General features: G+C 74.5%; 18 protein-coding genes. 8 read left to right on the plus strand and 10 right to left on the minus strand.

All coding sequences use genetic code 11. The annotated features are described in order from the left end of the window. Window positions 1-35 precede the first annotated feature (35 nt). Window positions 36-2,477 (plus strand): endopeptidase La, encoded by a 2,442-nt coding sequence (gene lon, locus ABZ920_RS20285; RefSeq protein WP_361506539.1) that lies wholly within the window; start codon window positions 36-38, stop codon window positions 2,475-2,477. A gap of 218 nt (window positions 2,478-2,695) precedes the next feature. Here the strand turns inward: lon and ABZ920_RS20290 are convergent, their stop codons facing one another. Next, complete coding sequence (locus ABZ920_RS20290; protein WP_361506542.1) at window positions 2,696-3,514, minus strand: lysozyme; 819 nt, start codon at window positions 3,512-3,514, stop codon at window positions 2,696-2,698. Window positions 3,515-3,827: 313 nt separating this feature from the next. Between ABZ920_RS20290 and ABZ920_RS20295 the strand changes: the two genes are divergently transcribed. After that, entirely contained in the window at window positions 3,828-4,319 is a 492-nt protein-coding gene (locus ABZ920_RS20295) for a MarR family transcriptional regulator (protein WP_361506545.1), read from the plus strand. Window positions 4,320-4,342: 23 nt separating this feature from the next. On the opposite strand, the gene ABZ920_RS20300 is transcribed toward ABZ920_RS20295, so the two are convergent. Further along, complete coding sequence (locus ABZ920_RS20300) at window positions 4,343-5,131, minus strand: hypothetical protein (RefSeq protein WP_361506548.1); 789 nt, start codon at window positions 5,129-5,131, stop codon at window positions 4,343-4,345. A gap of 417 nt (window positions 5,132-5,548) precedes the next feature. Here ABZ920_RS20300 and ABZ920_RS20305 point away from each other — a divergent pair, with 417 nt between their 5' ends. Genes ABZ920_RS20305 through ABZ920_RS20325 form a run of 5 tightly spaced genes read left to right on the plus strand, consistent with a single transcriptional unit; the run spans window position 5,549 to window position 11,216 of the window. Then, entirely contained in the window at window positions 5,549-8,392 is a 2,844-nt protein-coding gene (locus tag ABZ920_RS20305) for a nitrate- and nitrite sensing domain-containing protein (RefSeq protein ID WP_361506550.1), read from the plus strand. After that, on the plus strand, window positions 8,389-8,895 hold the full coding sequence (locus ABZ920_RS20310) for a roadblock/LC7 domain-containing protein (RefSeq protein ID WP_361506553.1): 507 nt from the start codon (window positions 8,389-8,391) through the stop codon (window positions 8,893-8,895). The genes ABZ920_RS20305 and ABZ920_RS20310 overlap by 4 nt, the downstream gene beginning before the upstream one ends. Continuing rightward, window positions 8,892-9,305, plus strand: coding sequence for a DUF742 domain-containing protein (locus tag ABZ920_RS20315; RefSeq protein WP_361506556.1), 414 nt, complete (start codon window positions 8,892-8,894; stop codon window positions 9,303-9,305). The genes ABZ920_RS20310 and ABZ920_RS20315 overlap by 4 nt, the downstream gene beginning before the upstream one ends. Next, entirely contained in the window at window positions 9,286-9,924 is a 639-nt protein-coding gene (locus ABZ920_RS20320) for an ATP/GTP-binding protein (protein WP_361506559.1), read from the plus strand. Before ABZ920_RS20315 ends, ABZ920_RS20320 begins: the two co-directional genes overlap by 20 nt. Window positions 9,925-9,953: 29 nt before the next feature. Further along, window positions 9,954-11,216: a styrene monooxygenase/indole monooxygenase family protein gene (locus tag ABZ920_RS20325; protein ID WP_361506562.1), complete on the plus strand. Its 1,263-nt coding sequence runs from the start codon at window positions 9,954-9,956 to the stop codon at window positions 11,214-11,216. Between the two features lie 229 nt (window positions 11,217-11,445). Here the strand turns inward: ABZ920_RS20325 and ABZ920_RS20330 are convergent, their stop codons facing one another. The 8 genes from ABZ920_RS20330 to ABZ920_RS20365 all read right to left on the minus strand — a co-directional run bounded on the left by ABZ920_RS20330 (window position 11,446) and on the right by ABZ920_RS20365 (window position 19,834). Then, on the minus strand, window positions 11,446-12,750 hold the full coding sequence (locus tag ABZ920_RS20330; RefSeq protein WP_361506565.1) for a hypothetical protein: 1,305 nt from the start codon (window positions 12,748-12,750) through the stop codon (window positions 11,446-11,448). Window positions 12,751-12,930: 180 nt separating this feature from the next. Further along, the gene (locus tag ABZ920_RS20335; protein WP_361506568.1) at window positions 12,931-13,245 is read right to left on the minus strand and encodes a hypothetical protein; all 315 of its coding nucleotides are present in this window, start codon (window positions 13,243-13,245) and stop codon (window positions 12,931-12,933) included. Next, the gene (locus tag ABZ920_RS20340; RefSeq protein ID WP_361506570.1) at window positions 13,238-13,894 is read right to left on the minus strand and encodes a TetR/AcrR family transcriptional regulator; all 657 of its coding nucleotides are present in this window, start codon (window positions 13,892-13,894) and stop codon (window positions 13,238-13,240) included. Before ABZ920_RS20340 ends, ABZ920_RS20335 begins: the two co-directional genes overlap by 8 nt. A gap of 480 nt (window positions 13,895-14,374) precedes the next feature. Then, window positions 14,375-15,313 carry a diiron oxygenase gene (locus ABZ920_RS20345; RefSeq protein WP_361506572.1) on the minus strand — a complete coding sequence of 313 codons (939 nt, stop codon included), beginning with the start codon at window positions 15,311-15,313 and terminating at the stop codon, window positions 14,375-14,377. A 167-nt stretch (window positions 15,314-15,480) separates the two neighbouring features. Continuing rightward, entirely contained in the window at window positions 15,481-16,938 is a 1,458-nt protein-coding gene (locus tag ABZ920_RS20350; protein ID WP_361506575.1) for a penicillin-binding transpeptidase domain-containing protein, read from the minus strand. A 231-nt stretch (window positions 16,939-17,169) separates the two neighbouring features. Continuing rightward, a complete protein-coding gene (locus tag ABZ920_RS20355; protein WP_361506578.1) occupies window positions 17,170-18,534 on the minus strand; it encodes an FtsW/RodA/SpoVE family cell cycle protein in 1,365 nt (454 codons plus the stop codon). Window positions 18,535-18,607: 73 nt separating this feature from the next. Further along, the gene (locus ABZ920_RS20360; RefSeq protein WP_361506581.1) at window positions 18,608-18,760 is read right to left on the minus strand and encodes a hypothetical protein; all 153 of its coding nucleotides are present in this window, start codon (window positions 18,758-18,760) and stop codon (window positions 18,608-18,610) included. Window positions 18,761-19,327: 567 nt separating this feature from the next. Then, the gene (locus tag ABZ920_RS20365; protein ID WP_361506584.1) at window positions 19,328-19,834 is read right to left on the minus strand and encodes a dual specificity protein phosphatase family protein; all 507 of its coding nucleotides are present in this window, start codon (window positions 19,832-19,834) and stop codon (window positions 19,328-19,330) included. Between the two features lie 101 nt (window positions 19,835-19,935). Between ABZ920_RS20365 and ABZ920_RS20370 the strand changes: the two genes are divergently transcribed. Beyond that, a complete protein-coding gene (locus ABZ920_RS20370; RefSeq protein ID WP_361506587.1) occupies window positions 19,936-20,739 on the plus strand; it encodes a nuclease-related domain-containing protein in 804 nt (267 codons plus the stop codon). Window positions 20,740-20,951 lie beyond the last annotated feature (212 nt).

Below are 20,951 nucleotides of genomic sequence, written 5' to 3' on the forward strand. Positions count from 1 at the left end.
CGGCATAGCTCAACTTGACTGCCGAAGGGGAGATCATGGCTGCTGAGTCCGCAGCGTTCACACCGCTCACCCTGCCTGTGCTGCCGCTCGACGACGAGGTCGTGCTGCCCGGGATGGTGGTGCCGCTGGACCTGAGCGATTCCGAGGTACGGGCCGCGGTGGAGGCCGCCCAGGCCGCCGCCCGGTCCGAACCCGGCAAGCCCAGGGTGCTGCTGGTGCCACGTGTCGAGGGGACCTACGCGAAGACCGGCGTGCTGGGCACGGTCGAGCAGGTCGGCCGGCTCGCCGACGGCGACCCGGGCGCCCTGGTCCGCGGCCGCGGCCGCGTCAGGATCGGCGCCGGGACCACCGGCCCGGGTGCGGCGCTGTGGGTCGAGGGCACGAGGATCGACGAGACCGCGCCTGACCCGCTGCCCGGCCAGGTCGTGGAGCTGGTCAAGGAGTACAAGGCCCTCGCGACCAGCTGGCTGAAGAAGCGCGGCGCCTGGCAGGTCGTCGACCGCGTGCAGGCCATCGACGACGTCTCCGCCCTCGCCGACAACTCCGGCTACTCGCCGTTCCTGACCACCGAGCAGAAGGTCGAGCTGCTGGAGACCGCCGACCCGGTGGCCCGCCTCCGGCTCGCCACCCAGCAGCTGCGCGACCACCTCGCCGAGCAGGAGGTGGCCGAGACGATCGCCAAGGACGTCCAGGAGGGCGTCGACAAGCAGCAGCGCGAGTTCCTGCTCCGCCGCCAGCTGGAGGCGGTCCGCAAGGAGCTGCGCGACCTCAACGGCGACCAGGACGGCGAGGAGTCCGACGACTACCGGGCCCGCGTCGAGGCGGCCGACCTGCCCGAGAAGGTCCGCGAGGCGGCCCTGAAGGAGGTCGACAAGCTGGAGCGCGCCTCCGACCAGTCGCCGGAGGGCTCCTGGATCCGCACCTGGCTGGACACGGTCCTGGAGATGCCGTGGAACGAGCGGACCGAGGACGCCTACGACATCCGCGGCGCGAGGGCGGTCCTGGACGCCGAGCACGCCGGCCTGGAGGACGTGAAGGACCGCATCACCGAGTACCTGGCGGTGCGCAAGCGCCGCGGCGACCGCGGCCTCGGGGTGGTCGGCGGCCGTGACGGCGGCGGGCGACGGGGAGGCGGCGCGGTGCTCGCGCTCGTCGGCCCGCCCGGCGTCGGCAAGACCTCGCTCGGCGAGTCCGTGGCGCACGCCATGGGCCGCACGTTCGTCCGCGTCGCCCTCGGCGGCGTCCGCGACGAGGCCGAGATCCGCGGCCACCGGCGCACGTACGTCGGCGCGCTGCCCGGCCGCATCGTGCGCGCCGTCAAGGAGGCCGGGTCCATGAACCCGGTCGTGCTCCTCGACGAGATCGACAAGGTCGGCTCCGACTTCCGCGGCGACCCGGCCGCGGCCCTGCTGGAGGTGCTGGACCCCGCGCAGAACCACACCTTCCGCGACCACTACCTGGAGGTCGAGCTCGACCTCTCGGACGTCGTGTTCCTCGCGACGGCCAATGTGCTGGAGGCCGTCCCCGAGGCGCTGGCCGACCGCATGGACGTCGTCCGCCTGGACGGCTACACCGAGGACGAGAAGATCGTCATCGCCCGTGACCACCTGCTCCCGCGCCAGCTTGAGCGGGCGGGCCTGAGCGCGGACGAGGTCGTGATCGAGGAGGGCGCGCTGCGCAGGCTCGCCGGCGAGTACACCCGCGAGGCGGGCGTGCGCACGCTGGAGCGGTCCATCGCGCGGGTGCTGCGCAAGGTGGCGGCCCAGCACGAACTGGGGGAGCGGGAGCTTCCGCTCACGGTCGCCGCGGGCGACCTGCGCGACCTGATCGGGCGGCCGCACCACGTGCCCGAGTCCGCCCAGGACCCGGCCGAGCGGCGCACGGCGGTGCCGGGCGTGGCGACGGGCCTGGCGGTCACCGGAGCCGGCGGTGACGTGCTCTTCGTGGAGGCGTCGCTGGCCGACCCGGAGACGGGCGCGGCCGGGCTGACCCTGACCGGTCAGCTGGGCGACGTGATGAAGGAGTCGGCGCAGATCGCGCTGAGCTTCCTGCGCAGCCACGGCGCCGAGCTGGAACTGCCGGTCGGCGACCTGAAGGACCGGGGCGTACACATCCACTTCCCGGCGGGCGCGGTGCCCAAGGACGGGCCGAGCGCGGGCATCACGATGACGACGGCGCTCGCCTCGCTGCTCTCGGGCCGCCTGGTCCGCACGGACGTGGCGATGACCGGCGAGGTGTCGCTGACCGGCCGGGTGCTGCCCATCGGCGGGGTGAAGCAGAAGCTGCTGGCCGCCCACCGCGCCGGGGTGACGACCGTGATCATCCCCAAGCGCAACGAGCCCGACCTGGACGACGTCCCGGCGGAGGTGCTGGACAAGCTCGACGTCCACGCCGTCACCGACGTCCGCCAGGTCCTGGAACTGGCGCTCGCGCCCGCCACGAGCGACGCGGCGCCGGAGGTTCCCGTGGCGGCGTGACGGACGCCGCGGGACGGCGAAGGGCCCGGGTCCCGCGCGGGACGCCGGGCCTTCGCCCTGTTCGCGCGGGACTGCGCGCGGGCGGCCGGGCGGCGGTGACGGCGGCTCGGCGGGCGAGTCGCCGTCCCGGCGGAGCGCACGTCCTCGAGGACGGCGCAGCACCGGGCGGGCGCTCCGTCGCCGCGCCGGCCCGCGGCTCCGGGCCGCAGGGCGGGGTCCTAGCCGAGGGCGAGTGCCTGCACCCGGTCGAGCGCCCCGTTGAACTTGTCGTGGTCGCCGACCGTCGGGCCCGACGAGGTGTACTGCCACATCGTGTAGAAGCCCCAGCCCGCCGGCAGCGTCCCCGGGTCGGTGGAGTAGCGGGCGATCCACAGCGGGTTGTTCGCGGCGAAGCCGCCGTAGTTGCCGGTGCACTGGGTCCACCAGCTGGTGGCCGTGTAGATGACCGCGTCCCGGCCCGTGCGCGCCCTGTAGGTGTTCAGGAAGTCGGCGATCCAGGCGACCATGCCGCTCTGCGTCTTGCCGTAGCAGGCGGCGCCGTAGGGGTTCCACTCGATGTCGAGCGTGCCCGGCAGCGTCCTGCCGTCGCGGGACCAGCCGCCGCCGTGGTCGACGAAGTAGTCGGCCTGGGCGGCGCCGCTGGTGGTGTCCGGGGTCGCGAAGTGGTACGCGCCGCGGATCATGCCGACGTTGTACGAGCCGTTGTACTGCTGGGCGAAGTAGGGGTTCGTGTAGTACGTCCCCTCCGTCGCCTTCGTGTACGCCCAGCGGACGCCGCTGTTCCACAGCGTCGACCAGGCCACGTTGCCCTGGTGACCGCTGACGTCGACCCCCTCGGTCCGGGTGGCCCTCCCGCCGGCGGGTGTGCCGTCGCTGCCGTCGTGCGCCACGACGCCCATGCCCATGGAGGCGGAACCGCGGGCGGGCGTGGTGGCGGCGGAGGAGGGGAGGGCGGTCAGGAAGGAGAACGCGGCGAGCAGGGTCCCGGCGACGGCGAGACGCCGCAGGCGGGCCGTTCCGGATCTGTGCACGGGCATGACGTGCCTCCGAGGGCTCGGTGGTGCTCGGTGGGGGAAACGCGCGGGCGTGCCCGGTGTGGGGAGAGCGGCCGGCGCCGGACCGGCCGGGAGATGTGCTCGGCGTGGGCATGCCAGTCATTGCCTGGTCATGAAGCTACGCACGTAGACACGGCCGTGGGAAGGGGGGCCGGAGGCTGCCGTTGGTCTAAGCCTGCGAAATACTGGGGGAGCTGCGGCGATGGCGGCGGGTGGCGGAAACTTTCAGCACCGGGAAACCGGACCACGACGGACCCGGACCACGACGGACGACGACAAGCAGGGGCTGACTGACGTGCGGGAAGACGGAAACGGCGAGGGACGCCGCGTCGCGTCCGGGGCGTCGCCGCACGGGACGGATCCGGAGTTCCTGTCCCTGGAGCGCGAGCTGACCGTGCTGCTGCGGCGGGCCCGGGCCAACCAGGGGGAGATGGCCCGAGAGGTCCACCCGCACCTGGAGTCCGCCGCGTACGGGCTGCTCGTCCGGCTGGAGGAGCACGGCGGCCAGCGCGCCACGGACCTCGCCGCCTACATCGGCGTCGGCAAGGCCACGATGTCCCGGCAGTTGCGCGCCCTGGAGGACCTGGGCCTGGTCGCCCGGGAACCCGACCCGGCGGACGGCAGGGCGTGGCTGGTGGCCCTCACCGAGGACGGCCGCCGCCGCGTCGGCCAGGTGCGCGAGGCCCGCCGGGCCCGGTACGTCAGCCAGCTCGCCCACTGGGACCGCCGCGAGGTGGCGGAACTGGCCCGGCTGCTGCACGAGCTGAACCTCGGCATGGAGAAGTGACCGGCCCGCCCGGCCCGGCACCGTCACGGCTCCACGAACACCACCGTCGCGTCGTCGTGCGGCTTGGCCCGTCCCAGGTGCCGGCGCTCCTCCCGGTCGGCCCGCTCCAGCACCCGCACGCGCTCCACGAGCGCCCGCGCCCCCTCCTCGCGGACGACGGCGGCACAGTCCGCCCAGTCGCCCGCGCCGAACGTCTCCACCCAGCGCGCGGCCCCGTCGCTCAGCGCGGTCAGGGAGCGGACCTCGTGGCGCGGCACGCTGCCCGTCACCGCGCGGGCCGCCACCGAGGGGTCCGCCGCGGCGGTGAAGAAGCCGCCCTCCCGGTTGCGGAGCGTGGCGTCGACGAGCGCCGCGTCGGTGAGCAAGGCCCGCGGGACGCGGGCGAGCCGGTCGTCGAGCACGGCGGCGACCGCACCGCCGGGTGACTCCACCAGCAGCGCCGCGTCGGACAGGACCAGGTACTCCACCGTGGTGGCCGACCAGCGGGCCAGCGCCACCGTCGCCTGAGGGGTGCGCGGGTGAGAAAGGTCACAAGTGATCACGTGGGCTCCGGCGGTCCGCGCGACCGCTCGCGCCAGGATCTCAGGGAGCGTCAGATCTGGGCAGGAAACGGTCAGTTCGGTCAGTGCGCCCCCGAGTCGCGCGGTGAACCAGGGGACCGAATGCAGACACCCCGTGGTGGTCCTCGGCGGCGTCACCCCGTCCAGCACGACAAGGCAACCACCCTGCCCACAGGCCGGTAGCGCGACGCTCGCGAAGTCCTCGTTGGGGCGCTCCCCGGTGCCGGGATCGGAAACAACCTCAGTGCGCATCCGGCCAGTCTGCACGAGCCCTTCACACATTCTGCGAAAGGCTGGTAACGGTGGGCGAATTGGCGCTGCCGCGCAGGTCAGACGCCTTTTTTGGGGCAATTGACGCGCTCCGGGAATGCGTGGCGGCGAATACTGCCAAAGCCTGCCGCCGACGTCCAACCGGCGCCAGGCGCAAGGCCGTCACGCGCTTCAGGAGAACTTGCCCGCCAACTCCCCTCCGATGTTCACTCCTTCGGGTGGCGGGTCCGATGATGCCGGACCACCGCCCACCGACACTGGGAGGGTCGGGAACCGATGGGGGTCGCCCCTGCTCGAGCAGTGGTCGAGTGCTGGGGGAGGGCGTACGCACCAGTCGGCACCAGTTGACGGGGCGCCGCCCGGGCCCATGAGTACACGAGTACAGGAATGCGAGCACCGGTGCAGATGACGCGGCCTCGGCGCACAGGCAAGCAGACGGCCTCCGCGGGGGGTTCGGAGCACACGCCCGGCGCGCCCCCCGTCGGCAAGGGCCGTCCCACCCACGTCCGCAACCGGCTCATCGCCGCCGTCGCCGTCGTGGCCGCGGCCATAGCCGGTGCCGGCGCGCCCTCGGTGCTCGCCGCCTCCGGGCAGCTGAGCGACTCCCAGGACCTGGTGACGCTCGCCGAGCAGACCCAGAGCGCCCTCGCCCTCGCCGGCGCACTGGCCGACGAGCGCGACGAGGTCACCTCCTACGTCGCCGCCGGCCGCCCCAAGTCCAAGGCGCCCAGCGAGCAGCGCGGCACCCGCGTCGACCGGCAGGTCGAGGAGCTGCGCGCCGACACCGGCGCCCCGGCGTGGCTGCGGACGGACCTCGACGGCATCGCCTCCGTGCGCCGGTCGGCGCTCACCGGCAAGAGCACCGCCCTGCAGACCCACCAGGCGTACTCGCGGACGATCGCCGAACTGCACCGGCTCGCCGAACAGCTGGCCGAGCGGATGCCCCCGCGCGCGGGCTCCGGCGCGCACGCCCTCGCGGAGCTGGACACCGCCGTCCAGCAGGCCGCGGCGGCCCGCGGGCTGCTCCTCGCGGCCCTCAGCGTGCCCGGCTCGGCGGACCCGGCCGTCGACCCCGTCACCGGCCTGCCCGCGTCCACCTCCTCGTCGGACGACGACGCCGAGGAGCGCGACGCCCTCAGCGCCGCCGCCCAGCAGGCCCGGGTGCGCTCCGACGCCGCCCTCGCCGGCTTCCGCGACTCCGCGCCGGAGGCGGCCCGCACGTCGTACGACTCCACCGTCACCGGACCGGAGGCCGAGGCGGCGCAGAAGTACCTGGCCTCGCTCACCGACGAGCCCACGCTCTCCGGCAAGGACCTGCGCACCAGCACCAGGAAGGCCGACGCCGCCCTCACCGCCCGCGTCGAGCTGATGCGCGGCGTGGAGTCCTCCCTCTACGCCCACCGCACCAAGGACCTCGCCGCGCTCCGCGACGACGACGTCACGGCGCTGGAGATCCGCGTCGCCCTCCTCGGCGCGCTGCTGCTCGTCGCCGTCGGCATCGCCACGGCGATGGCCCGCACGCTCACCCGCCCGCTCGCCGTGCTGCGCATCGGCTCCGCCCGGCTGGCCGGCGCCGAGGACCCCGCCGCGCAGGAGCCGGTCGCCTTCAACGGCCGCAACGACGAGTTCGCGCAGGTCGTGCGCTCCGTCAACGCTCTGCACGCGCACGCCGCCGCCCTGGCCGAGCGCGTCGCCACCCTGGAGGCCGACCGCAAGCACCTGGTCGGCCAGCGCCAGAAGATGGCCGACGCCCGCGAGGAGCTGCGCGCCCAGCTCGCCGAGTCGTCCGCCCACCTGGACCGGCTGCGCACCAGCATCGGCGGCACCTTCGTCAGCCTCGCGCTGCGCACCCTCGGCCTCGTGGAGCGGCAGCTGTCCGTCATCGAGGGCCTGGAGGAGCGCGAGCAGGACCCGGACCGCCTGTCCACCCTGTTCAAGCTCGACCACTTCGCCACGGTCATGCGCCGGCACAGCGAGAACCTCCTCGTCCTCGCCGGCACCGAGCACGTCCAGCAGAGCGCCGGTCCCGTCCCGCTCGTGGACGTCGTCCGCGCCGCGGTCAGCGAGATCGAGCGGTACGAGCGCGTCCGCATCGCCGCGCTCCCACCGCACGTGCACGTGGCCGGGTTCGTCGCCGACGACCTCAGCCACCTGCTGGCGGAGCTGATGGAGAACGCGACCTCCTTCTCGCCGCCCGAGCAGCCCGTCGAGGTCTCCGGCTGGCTGCTGGAGAACGGCGAGGTCATGCTGTCCGTCCAGGACGAGGGCATCGGCATGACCGCGGAGCGGATGACCCGCCTCAACGGGCGCCTCGCCGACTTCGACCCGGAGGCCCCCTACGACCAGGAGGGCGAGGACGGCCTCGGCCTGGGCCTGTACGTGGTGGCCCGCCTCGCCCACCGGCACGGGGTGCGCGTACAGCTGCGGGAGCAGAAGCAGGGCGGCGTCGCGGCGGTCGTCGTCGTACCGCAGTCGCTGCTCGCCGCCGCGCCCGACAAGGCCGTCCCGGCGTCCGGGCCGGTCGCCGGGGGCGCGCAGGCCTACTCCCTGCCCGGCGCGGACGCCGAGGTCAACTCCAACGTCCTGTACGGGCGCGGCAAGGGCGGCGACCCGCTGGTGGCGCTGGCCGAGAAGGCCGTGGAGCGCTCGGAGGCCGCGGCGCTGCCGCAGCGGGACACCGCCCGCACGGCGGACGTGCCCGCCCCGCGCCGGCCCGAGCCGCAGGCCGGCCCCGAGTCCCCGGCCGAGACCACGATGGAGCTGCTGATCCCGGCAGCCTCCACCGAGACGTCCGCCGCGGACGGCGCCACCGCGCCCCCGGCACCCGCCGGCGCACCGGACACCGACGACACCAGCGACACTCCGGCCACGGCCGGACCCGCGGACCCGACCGGTCCCCGGGACGCGGCCCGGCCGCAGACCACGGCCGACGCCTACGCCATCGGACCGGACGCGCACGAGCGGGCCGCCGACGAGCCGGAGGAGCCGGTCACCGACAAGGGGCTGCCCAAGCGGACCCCGAAGATCACCGCCCCGCCGTCGGCACCGCGCAAGCGCACCGGCTCCGTCGACGCCGAGGCACTGCGCCGGCGCCTCGGCGGCTTCCGCCAGGGCGCCCAGGCCGGCTACCGCGAGGTCGAAGCGGAGATCGCCGACAAGACGGCCCAGCACCGGGTGCCCGCCGCCGGACCGGCAGACGTCGAAGAAGCCACGGGGGGCACAGTCGAGGAGGCAAGCAGTTGACCGCGCCCAGTACCTTCGGACTGAGCAGTGAGGCCCGCAACCTGCACTGGCTGCTGACCAACCTGGTCGAGGAGGTGCCCGGCATCCTCTCGGTCGCGGTGGTCTCCTCCGACGGCCTGCTCCTGCTCTCCTCGGACCCCGGCCACCACGCCGTCGCACGGGAGGCCGCCGCCGGGGAACGGCGCAGCGGCCCGCGCGGCTCGTCCGCGGACCTCGCCACCATCGTCTCCGGCATCGGCAGCCTGACCGTCGGCGCCGCCAAGCTGATGGCCTACGGCGGCGTCAAGCACACGATGGTCGCGATGGACGAGGGCAGCCTGTTCGTCATGTCGATCAGCGACGGCTCGCTGCTCGGCGTGCACGGCTCCGCCGAGTGCGACATGAGCGTCGTGGCGTACCACATGGCGCTGTTCGTGGGCCGTGCCGGACACGTGCTGACGCCGGAGCTCCGCAGCGAGCTGAGGAAGTCCCTGGAGTCCGAGTCGGCGGAGAGCGCCCGATGAGCAGTACGCCCAAACACAACCTCCCGGTCCGCGGCGGCGACCGCAAACCCGCCCGTGTCCGGCCCTACTCGCTCACCGGCGGCCGCACCCGCTTCGGCCACGTCCTCCTCGTGGAGACGTTCGTCGCGGCGCTGGAGGCCCCCGAGGAGCGCAAGGAACTGACGAACGGTTCCCTCACCACCCGGGTCATGCCGGAGATGCGGGCCATCGTCGAACTCTGCCGCCGCATGCGCACGGTGGCCGAGATCGCCGCGCTGCTGAAGATGCCGCTCGGCGTGGTCCGCGTCCTCCTCAGCGACCTCGCGGACCAGGGAAAGATCCGTGTGTACGGAACCGGTACCGGCCACGGCGTGGGCCGGCCGGACCGCGCTCTGCTGGAAAGGGTGCTGAGTGGACTCCGCCGTCTCTGACGCCGCTCGCGGCGTCTCCCCGCTCCTCGACGAGGAGGAGCACCTGCGGCCCTGGCAGACGGACCGCACCCGCGCCCCGATCGCCACGAAGATAGTGGTGGCCGGCGGCTTCGGCGTCGGCAAGACCACGCTGGTCACCTCCGTCTCGGAGATCACGCCCCTGCAGACCGAGGCGCTGATGACCGAGGCCAGCGAGGAGACCGACGACCTCACCGCCACACCGGGCAAGCTGACCACCACCGTGGCCATGGACTTCGGCCGCATCACGCTCGACGACGAACTGGTGCTCTACCTGTTCGGCACGCCGGGCCAGCAGCGGTTCTGGTTCATGTGGGACGACCTGGTGCGCGGCGCGATCGGCGCGGTCGTGCTGGCCGACACCCGCCGCCTGAAGGACTGTTTCCCCGCGCTCGACTACTTCGAGAGCTGCCGGCTGCCGTACGTCGTCGCCGTCAACCACTTCGACGGCAGCGAGCGGTTCGAGCCGGAGGACGTGCGCGAGGCCCTCACGATCCCCGCGCACATACCTGTCATGATCATGGACGCGCGGCGCAGGATGTCGGTCATCGAGGTCCTGCTGTCCCTCGTGGGCCACGCACTCGAGGAAACCCCCGAGTAGTCCAGCACTCCCTAGGAGACACCACCCGCATGCGGAAGATACTCGTCGTGGGGGCCGGCCAGTCCGGCCTCCAGCTCGCCCTCGGCCTCCAGTCGCACGGGTACGAGGTCACCCTGATGTCCAACCGGACGGCGGACGAGATCCGCTCCGGCCGGGTCATGTCGACGCAGTGCATGTTCCACACCGCACTGCAGCACGAACGCGACCTGGGGCTGAACTTCTGGGAGTCGCAGGCCCCGAGGATCGAGGGGCTCGGCGTCTCGGTCGCCGCCCCGGGCTCCTTCGACCCGGGCCCCTCGCAGCGCGCGATCGACTGGGTGGGCAAGCTCGACGGGTACGCGCAGTCGGTCGACCAGCGGGTGAAGATGGCCGGCTGGATGGAGACGTTCGCCCAGCGCGGCGGCCAGCTCGTCATCCACGGCGCGGCGGTCGGCGACCTCGACTACTTCGCCCGCACCTACGACCTCGTCCTCGTCTCCGCGGGCAAGGGCGAGCTGGTGTCGATGTTCGAGCGCGACGCCTCCCGCTCCCCCTACAGCGAGCCGCAGCGCGCCCTCGCGGTGGCCTACGTGCACGGCCTCGGCCCGCGCCCGGAGCACCCGGAGTTCGACGCGGTCCGCTGCAACCTGGTCCCCGGCGTCGGCGAGATGTTCGTCATGCCGACCTACACCGTCTCCGGCCGCGCCGACATCCTGTTCTGGGAGGGCATCCCCGGCGGCCCGCTCGACGTCTTCAACGGCGTCAAGGACCCCTCCGAGCACCTGGCCCTGACCCTGGAGCTCATGGAGAAGTTCCTGCCCTGGGAGTACGCACGGGCCACCAAGGTCGAACTGACCGACGCGGGCGGCACGCTCGCCGGCCGCTACGCCCCGACCGTCCGCAAGCCGATCGGCCGCCTGCCCAGCGGCGGTCTGGTCCTCGGCGTCGCGGACGTCGTCGTCGCCAACGACCCGATCACCGGCCAGGGCTCCAACTCGGCGTCCAAGTGCGCCGCCGCCTACCTCGCCTCCATCCTCGAACGCGGCGACCAGCCCTTCGACGAGGCGTGGATGCAGCAGACGTTCGACCGCTACTGGGCCACCGCCCAGCACGTCACCAAGTGGACGAACGCCATGCTCGCCCCGCCGCCGGAGCACGTGCTGAACCTGATCGGCGCCGCCGGCCAGCTCCAGCCGGTCGCCGACCGCTTCGCCAACGCCTTCAACGACCCGGCCGACTTCGAGAGCTTCTTCTACGACCCGGCCAAGACCGAGGCCTACCTGGCCGAGGTGTCCGGCGCGGGCGCCGCGTAGGAGGCCGTTCCCGGCCCCTCTCGGGCGCCTGCGGGCAGCCCCCTGGCGGCGCGTACCGCCCGCGGGCCCGCGTACCGCCGGGGGCCGCGGTCAGCTCCGGGGGCGCTTGCCGTCGGGGGCCGCGGTCAGCTCCGGGGGCGCTTGCCGCCGGGGCCCGCGGTCAGTCCCGGGGGCGCTTGTCGCCGGGGGCCGCGGTAGTCCTGGCGACGTGTTCCGCTGCGGTGGGTGGCTACCTGCCCCGGCCTGGCCGGACCGCCCCGGGCGCGGGGTTCGCGGCGAGGGGCGGCGCCGTCGGCTTTGAACCCGGCTGCGGGACCGGCGCCACCGGTCCGGGTGCCGGGGTCGCGGCCAGGGGTGGCACAGCCGGCTGCGGGCCCGGCGCCACCGGTCCGGGTTGCAGGCCGGGCGTCACCGGTCCGGGCTGCGGGCCCTGCGCCATCGGTCCGTCGCCGAGACGCAGCGCGACCCGCGTCGCCTCGGGGAAGTACACGACCAGGTAACCCGGCCCGAACTGGCCGAGGGGCATCTGCCGCGCCGGCTGCCCCTGGCCCGCTCCGGGACCGGGGGCGCCCGCCTGGCCCGGACCCGCTGTGGGCCCCGGGACGCCCGCCAGGCCCCCGGCCTGCCAGGTCAGCCCCGGGCAGTCGGCCGCCGTCGGTCCCTTGGCCCCCCACTGGTACGGCTCGCCGATCTCCGGCAGGGCGTAGCGCACGATCGCCGGGCTTCCCGGGGCTGGGGCCGGAGTCGGGGCTGGGGCAGGGGTCGGGGTCGAGGCCGGAGTCGGGGCTGGGGCTGGGGCTGGGGTCGAGGCCGGAGTCGAGGCCGGGGCCGGGGCCGGGGCCGGAGCCGGAGCCGGCGCAGCGCCGGGCGTCCCGGCGGTGACGGGCCCGCGCTGCGTCCCGGAGGTGCCCTTCTGGTCCAACGCGGCGAGGGCCGACACTTGCGCGGGACTGAGCGAGGCCAGCAGCCTCTCCACGTCACCGAGGCGGGCCCGCACCTCGTCGCGCGCCGTGCGCGCCCGGCCGGCCAGGACGAGCTGTCCGTCGAGGGCCGTGCGCGCCTGACGGGCGAGTCCGCTCGCCGTTCGCTCGTCGCCGGTCAGCCGCCGCACCGTCTCGGCCCGCTGCCGCGCGAGCTGCCCGATGACGTGCCCCTCGTCCAGCGCGTGCTGGGGGTCGCGGGCGAGCAGCAGCCGGAGGTACGGCGAGAGGCCGGTGCTGCCCTGGTACTGCTGCCGGGCGAGCCGCCCCGCCGCCTCGCGGCTCTCCTCCAGGGAGAGCCGGGCGCGGGTCAGCGCGGCGTCCACCCGGTCGGTCTCGGCGCACTGCCTCACCAGCCGGTTCGCGACGGCGTCGTAGGCCTTGGTGGCCTGCTCGGCCTGGCGGAAGAGCTGCTGAAGATCCGTCAGCAGAGCGGCCGTGGACCGCTGTGCCGGCGCGGGGGGCTCCGGTACGGCCGCGGCGGACACCGGCGCGAGGGCGGTCTGAGCCGCCACCGCCGCCGTACACACCAGGCGCAGCACCCTTCCTGACACGTCATCACCTCCGGTGCGCAGCGGCCCTTCCGCTCCACACCGTGAATTTCGACGTATGAACCGACTGTGTGCGCCGAAGGTGCGCCAGATGGCGCAACGCGGTCACTCTCCAGGGTCACCCGGCTTGCCGTCCGGCGCGGAACGCGGTCCCCTGCCGCCCGGCGGCCCCTGCTCCTGTGCCTACTCCTGCTCGTACTCCTGCTCCTGCCCCGGTTTCGGCTTCGACCACGGCCACCGCAGCCGGCCGCCCGCCCTCCCGTCGGGGTCGTACGCGTACTTCCACCCCCGGTGCAGCCCGAGCTTCCCGCCCTGGCCGCGCGGCACCCGTCGGTAGACCAGGACGGTCGGCGGGCCGCCCGCGGCGTCCGGCACGGGGATGCGGTAGGTCCTGGGCGGATGCCCGGTGGGCCCGAGCAGCACGGGCAGCACGCGGCCGTCCATGGGCCCGCCCTCGAAGGGGGTGTCTTCGCTCTTCACGCCACCAGTGTCAGCCATCCGCCGAGGACAGGGCACGCACCACCGAGGCGGTCTGCTCGTCCCGCCCCGCGGTCACCGTCAGGACGGCCACGAACTGCTCGACCAGCCAGTCCCGCAGCTCGTCGGCGGGCGGCTGCTTGCCCTCGTCGAGCCAGATCAGGGAGGCCGCCTCCACCGCCGTGATCCACATCCGCACGGTCATGCGCAGGCGCGGACCGGGGTCGGCGACCTTCAGATGGCTGAGGATGTGCTCGGCCGCCGCCCGGCGCACGCCGTCGACGATGGCGGTGGTCCGGGACGTCTCGACGACGCTGCCGCCCTGCAGGAGGGCGGCGAAACCGGCGTCGTGCCCGGCGACGAAGGTGAGGTAGCGGTCCAGGGCGCGAGTGAGACGGGGAACGAGCGGGCCCTCGCGCGGCTCGTCGAAGCAGTGCCGCAGCTCCTCGGCGGCCGAGCGCAGCGCGGCCTCGTACAGCTGCTGCTTGCCGCCGGGGAAGTACCGGTAGACCAGTGGACGCGAGACCCCGGCCGCCTCCGCGACGTCGTCCAGGGAGACCTCCTCGGGCGCGCGGTGCGCGAAGAGGGACAGGGCCGCGTCGAGGAGCTGGGCCCGGCGTTCCTCGACGCTCAGCCTCCGGTAGGCGGGAGTGGGGGCCTGAGGGGTCATGACCGGCAGCGTAATCGGTGACCCCCGGGCCGTGCGGTGCCCGGCCGCGGCGGGACGGGCGCCCGCGGGGGCGTCGGTGCCGGCCGGGCCGCGCGGGCGGGCGCCGCCGCCGGCCCGCGGCCGGAGCAGGGACCGGCGCCGGTCGGGCCGGTGGAGTGGGTCCCGGCGCCGGTCCGGGCGCTGGTGGGTGCCTCCGTCGGCCCTTCCGCCGGTGGGCGCCTGCACCGGCTCTTCCGCCGGTGGGTGCCTGCGCCGGCTCTTCCGCCGGTGGGTGCCTGCGCCGGCGCGGGTCCCGGCGCCGGTCGTGCCGCCGGGGGCGCCCGGACCGGCGCCCGGTGCGGGTCCGCCGCAGCGGCGGTGCGGGTCCGTCGTGGGCCGGCCGCCGTCAGGCCGGCAGCCCCGACGACCGCCGCAGCCGCCGGCCGACCCCGCGCGGGTCCGCCGCAGCGGCGGTGCGGGTCCGTCGTGGGCCGGCCGCCGTCAGGCCAGCAGCCCCGACGACCGCCACAGCCGCCGGCCGACCCCGCGCAGCACGCCGATGTCGTCGAGGAAGTCGGTCAGGCGCTTGGCGCCGGTCTGCATGACCTCCCGGCGGTGCCCGCTCGCCTTGACCTGGGCCATGGCCTCCCGCTTGTCCAGGCCGACGTTCGTGTAGACCTCCGGGTTGACGAAGGCGACGGAGAACACCCGGGCGAACTCGCCGGAGGTGACCCGCGTGAACTCCTGCGACCACTTCGGCGCGGTCATCATCTGCCGCCGCAGCTCCTCGCGGGCGTACCGCACGTGGCGGGCCTCCTCCACGACGTGGATGCGCGTGACCCCGCGGATCAGCGGCTGCACCCGCTCGTCGGGGAAGGTCAGCCGCTGCATCCAGTCGAGGACCTCCTCACCGAGCAGCGTGGCGGTGAAGGAGCCCGGCGTGGTGGAGATCGTCTTGAACAGCCGCCCCAGGTTCTGGTGGGCGCGGCTCACCGGGTACCAGGGCGTCCCGCCGCGCGAGATCAGCCGGGCGAACATCTTCGAGTGCCGGCACTCGTCCTCGATCTCCGTCAGGGCGTACCGCACGTGCGCGCTCGTGGCCGCCTTGTCGTAGATGTGCCGGACGAGCAGCTGCATGAGGATGATCTCGAACCAGATGCCGAGCGAGGCGAGCGCCGCGGCCTCGTGCTGGGAGAGCAGGATCCGCTGCTCCTCGCTCATCCGCTTCCACATCGGCGTGCCGTAGAGCGACACCAGCTCCGGCGGCCAGAACCACTTGCCCTCCTCGAAGGGCGCGTCCCAGTCCAGCTCCTCGTCCGGGTCGAAGGAGTGCTTGGCGGAAGAGACGAGCAGCCGCTCGGCCACCTGCTCCCGGTCCTTGAGCAGGCCGAGCGCGTCGCGCAGGCCTGCGAGCGCGTCGGCTTCCGTCACGGTCGTCATGGCTGTCCACCTCGTCGTACGGGGATGTGTCCGGGCGCCGCGCCTGTTGTCACCCGGCGGTTCCTTTATGAGACTGCCTGTCAGCAAGCTCGTCAATCCCCTGCGCACGACTTGTTGACTCCGCGTCTACCCGAGGGCCGGGCGGTATGCGCGCCGGGCGGCCCGGGCTACGAACCCAGCACCGCCGCCATCACCGCCCGCGCGATCGGCGCCGCCGTCCCGCCGCCGCTGATGTCGCCCCGCCGCGCCGACGCGTCCTCCACGACCACGGCGACCGCGACCCTCGGGTCCATGTCCTCCTCGCCCTGCGCCCAGGAGACGAACCACGCGTACGGCGTTCCGGAGTTGCCGACCCCGTGCTGGGCCGTGCCGGTCTTGCCGCCCACCACCGCGCCCGGGATCGCCGCGTTCATCCCGGTGCCCTCGTCCACCACGTCGGTCATCAGCTCCCGCAGCCGCACGGCCGTCGCGGGGCGCATCACCTGCCGCGCCGGCGGGGACCCGGCCGTCGACACCGTGCCGCCGCCGCTGCGGGTCGTCCGCTCCACCAGGTACGGCGTACGCACCTGGCCGTCTTCGGCGACCGCCGCCGCCACCATCGCCATCTGCAGCGGCGTGGCCCGCGTGTTGTACTGCCCGATGGACGACAGCGCCAGCTGCGCCCTGTCCACCCGCGAGTCGAAGGTGCTCGGCGCGACCGGGAAGGGGATGGCCAGCCCCTTGTCGTTGAAGCCGAACCGCTGTGCCGTGCGCCGCATGTCGTGCACGCCCACGTCCACGGCCAGCTTGGCGAACACCGTGTTGCACGACCACTCGAAGGCGTGCCGCAGCGAGGCGTTCTCGCAGCCGTCGGCCTCGTTCGCCAGGCGCGTGGTCGTGCCGGGCAGGGTGTACGGGTCCGGCGACCTCGTGGGCGCGTCCACGTCCGTGACGACACCGGTGTCCAGCGCGGCCGCCGCGGTGACCACCTTGAACGTGGAACCCGGCGGATACGTCTGCCGCACCGCCCGGTTGAGCATCGGCTGCTCCGGATCGCGGTTGAGCCGGTCCCACGCCGCCACCACCGCGGGCCCGTTCCCCGACAGCTCCGCCGGGTCGTACGACGGCGTGGACACCAGCGCCAGGACCCGGCCCGTCGCCGGCTCGATCGCCGCCACCGCCCCCTTGCGCCCGCCGAGCCCCTCGAACGCCGCCCGCTGCGCCGCCGGGTCGATGGTCGTGACGACGTCGCCGCCCGGGGGCCGCGCGCGGGTGAGGCCGTCGAACAGCCGGAACGCCGACAGCATCGGGTGCGCGCCGGAGAGCACCTCGTCCTCGGTGTCCTCCAGGAACGTCGTCCCGTACCGCTGCGAGGCGAACCCGGTGACCGGCGCGTACAACGGGCCGTCCGTGTACGTCCGTTCGTAGCGCAGCTGCTCCCGGGTGTCCCGGGACCCGGTGACCGGCAGGCCGCCGGCCAGGATCTGGCCCCGGGGCTGGGCGTAACGCGCGATGGTGGGACGGCGGTTGGCCGGGTTGGCACCGTACGCCGGGGCCTGGACGACCTGGAGCCAGGCGGTGTGCACCAGCAGCGCCACCAGGAGCAGCAGGCAGAAGGCGGTGGCGTGTCGGATGTACCGGGTCACGGCACGGTCTCCTCACTGGTCGCGGAGGCACAGGTCCGGGGGGCACTGGTCCCGCGGTCACCGGTTCGGGGGTCACTGGTCACGGAGTCTCCGATTCCGGAGCCGGCCCCCGGACCGGGACGCGGGTCAGCCAGCCACGGGCCGGGGAGCCGCCGCCCGCGAGGCGGCTGCTCGCCGGGCGACCGCCCGCGAGGCCCCCACGCGCACGCCCACCGACGGCGAAGCCCCCGCTCACGGCGCCAGGTGCCCGTCGTACTCCCGGCGGGCCACGTGGCTCACCCGGATCAGCAGCGCCACGATCGCCCAGTTGGTGACGACCGAGGAGCCGCCCTGGGCCAGGAACGGCATCGCCATGCCGGTCAGCGGGATCAGCCCCGTCACCCCGCCCGCGATCACGAACACCTGGAGCGCCACGATCGAGGCGAGGCCGACCGCGAGGAGCCGGCCGAACGGGTCGCGCAGGGCGAGGCCGGTCCGGTAGCCGCGCTCGACGAGCAGGGCGTACAGCAGGAACACCGCGGAGAGCCCGGCCAGGCCCAGTTCCTCGCCGGCCGTGGCCAGGATGAAGTCCGACTTGGTCGCGAACCCGATGAGGGGGGAGTGGCCGAGACCGAGACCGGTGCCGAGCACCCCGCCCGCCGCGAAGGAGAACAGCGACTGGGCCACCTGGTCGGGGCCCCGGCCCGCCTCGATCGAGGCGAGGGGGTGCAGCCAGTCCTCGATGCGGCTGTGCACGTGCGGCTCCAGCCAGCCGACGGCCACCGCCCCGAGCGCGGCCAGCAGCAGCCCGACCGCGACCCAGCCGGTGCGTCCGGTGGCGACGTACAGCAGGACGACGAACAGCCCGAAGAACAGCAGGGAGGTGCCGAGGTCCCGCTCCAGCACCAGGACCCCGACGCTGAGCAGCCAGATCGCCACGATCGGGCCGAGCACGCGGCCCGTGGGCAGCCGCAGCGGCCCCAGCCGGCGGCCCGCGAAGGCCAGCGCGTTGCGGTTGGCGGCCAGGTAGGCGGCGAAGAACACCGCCAGCAGCACCTTCGCGAACTCGCCCGGCTGGATGGAGAAGCCGCCCATCCGGATCCAGATGCGGGCGCCGTTCACCGCCGGGAAGAGGATGGGCAGCGTCAGCAGCGCGAGCGCGGCGACGACGCAGAGGTAGGAGTAGCGCTGGAGCCACCGGTGGTCGCGCAGCACCAGCACGACCAGCGTGAACAGGCCGACGCCGAGGGTGGACCACACGAGCTGGGCGGGCGCCGCCCGGGTGCCGGGCGTGCCCAGGTCCAGCCGGTAGATCAGGACCAGGCCCAGGCCGTTGAGCAGCACCCCGATGGGCAGCAGGAGCGGATCGGCGTACGGCGCCCGCAGCCGCACCGCGACGTGCGCGAGCAGCGCGAGACCGCCGAGTCCGGCACCGTACCCGGCCGCCCCGGGCGGCACCCGGCCGTACTGCGCGAGGCCCACGGCGCAGTAGCCGTACACGGGCAGCAGGACGGCCACGACGATGAGGGCGAGCTCGATGCCGCGGCGCCGGGGGAGGCGGGGGGCGGCGGGCCGGGGCGGGTCCGCGGCCGTACCGGCGGTTCCGGCCTGGCTCATATGGGGCACCCGCCTGGAGACGCACCCGAGGCGGTCGTCGCCTCCGCCGCGTCCGTCCCGCCCGCCGTGGCCGTCAGCACCAGCGCGGCGCGGGACCGAGGTGCCGGATGCGGCGCGCCGAGCCCCAGGCGCCGTCGGCGACGGCGGGCGCGACAGTGGCCGCGGTGACGACGGCACCGGTGACGGCCGCCAGGACCGGACGGGTGAGAGGGCAGCGCAGCGACATGGGTGTACCTCCACCAGAGGCGGGCGAACCTGACCAACCGCCAGATTAAGGGCGCACCGGGGCGGAAAGCCGTGATGCCCCGCCATCGGAGGCGGCGCTGTCCGCCGGTGGGAGGGGGGCGGCTGAGCCTTTCGAGCGAGCGGCGGAAACCGCGGGAGTCAGCGGTGCGCAGGCGTCGCCCGGGGGTATGGGGAGCGCGGGAGGTCGGCGGTGCGGCCGACGCCTGGCCTGGGGAACGTGGGGGATCAGCGGTGCGGCCGACGCCCGGGTGCGGGGAGCGCACGGCGGTGCGGCCGTACCCGGGGCAGGGGAGCGTGGGAAATCAGCGGTGCGGCCCTGCTCCAGGGTGGGGGAGCGCGTGAAGTCGGCGGCGCGGCCATGCTCCCGGGGCGAGGGAGCGTGGGAAATCAGCGGTGCGGCCGTACCCGGGGCGAGGGAGCGCGGGAATCAGCGGTGCGGTCGTCGCTCGGGTGGTGGGGGCGTGGAGCATGCGGCACGGCACCGTCACACGGACCGTACGCAGGCCGGCTTCACCGCGGGTGGCCGGCCCGGGGCCCGCCCGCCCGCTCACTCGCTGAGCTCCTCCAGCAGCCGGGCGGTCGGCAGCCCGGCGCGCAGATAGTCGACGAAGAGCTCGTTGTGCAGGGCCCAGGGCGAGCGTCGCGCGCGAATCAGCCCGATCGCGTCGTTGCAGGAGCTGCCCTGCCGGACCAGGGCGTGCGCGACGACGAGGCCCGAGCGGTTGTACCCGTGGTAACAGCGCACGAGTACCCGGCGGCCGGCCGCCAGCGCGTCGCAGGCGGCCCGGGCCAGCCGCATCACCCCGGCGAGCTGGGTGCCGTCCAGCGGCCCGTCCGGGATGGGCCACACCTGGTGCTGTACACCGGGGTCCGGCCCGTGGCCCGGCAGCCTGAGGAGCGTCTGCACGAGATCGAACTCACCGCCCACGACGGCGAACTCCAGATGCCCCGAGTGACCCCTGAACTGGTGCCCGCCCATCCACAGCCCCGGCACGATCTCGTTCCACGCGCTGTCCGGAGCCGGTACGTCGGGTTGCTTCCTGCGGGTACGCAACGGCGCCTCCCGTGAGTGCCCCTCTGGGACTGCCTCAAAGGTAGCCCGGTCCTTGCCCCCGGAGCACCCCTCCTGTTCCCATGGTCGTGGGGTGATGATGCATGAGCGGGCTGCGCGTCATACCGGCCTGGCGCCACGGTCAGGAGCGTCTGTACGTCTGCCGGGCGGACGGCAGGAACGTCGCCTGGTACGACCGTGAGGCGGCCCGGGTGAGCCTGCTCGGCCAGGACGACCGGGACGAGGTCCTGGAGGCGCTCGGCCCCTTCCTGACGGGCCCGGTGGCGGTCGGCCCGCCCCCGGTCCCGAACCCCGCGGAACTGGCGCGGCTGAGCCTCCACCCGGACGACGACCTGGCGCCCAACCGCCCCGGCGAGGCCCTGCTGATCGCCCTCGAACGGGAACCGGGCTCCGTTCCCCGCCTGCGTCCCGACCCGCGCCGGCGCGCGCTCCTGGCCGAGCAGACGGTCGGCGAGGCCCTGGACCGCCTGGACGGCGCCGGCTGGCGCACCCTGCACTCGGTCCCGCTGCCCGGCGGCGACCGCATCCACCACCTGGTGATCGGCCCCGGCGGCCTGTTCGCCGTCCACGCGGTGTACGCCCGCAGGCAGCGGGTCCTCGTCGCCGACCCGATGGTCACGCCGGGCCGCCGCCGGCCGGAGCCGCTGCTCCGCCGCGTCCGCGCCTGCGCCGACCGGGCCTCCTACGCCCTGACGGCGGAGGTCCGCCCGCTCCTGGCCCTGGCCGGTCCGGCGGACCTCCGCCTGACCACGCCGGCGCACGGAGTCCGCATCCTCACGGACACGGACCTGCCGAACCTGTCCCGCCTGGGCGGCGTCCTGAAACCGGCGGACGTGGAGGCCCTGCACGCCACAGCCCGAGACCGCGGCACCTGGCAACACGTCTGAGCCCACCCCTGGGTCCACGGGCCGCCTGCCCGCACACCACGGGCACCGGCAGGCACCCGCCCCCTGCGGGCACCCCTCAGCACCCCACCCCGCGGCGGCCCGTGAGCGCCGCCGCACCGCCCACCGCGGGCAGCCGTGAACGCCGCACTCCCCGGGCAGGCGCGTTCGCCGGTCTCCGGGGGGAAGCGCGGGCACCGCTCTCCGCAGACGGT

It is taken from the genome of Streptomyces sp. NPDC046831 (assembly GCF_040645305.1).
Taxonomy (GTDB): Bacteria; Actinomycetota; Actinomycetes; order Streptomycetales; family Streptomycetaceae; genus Streptomyces.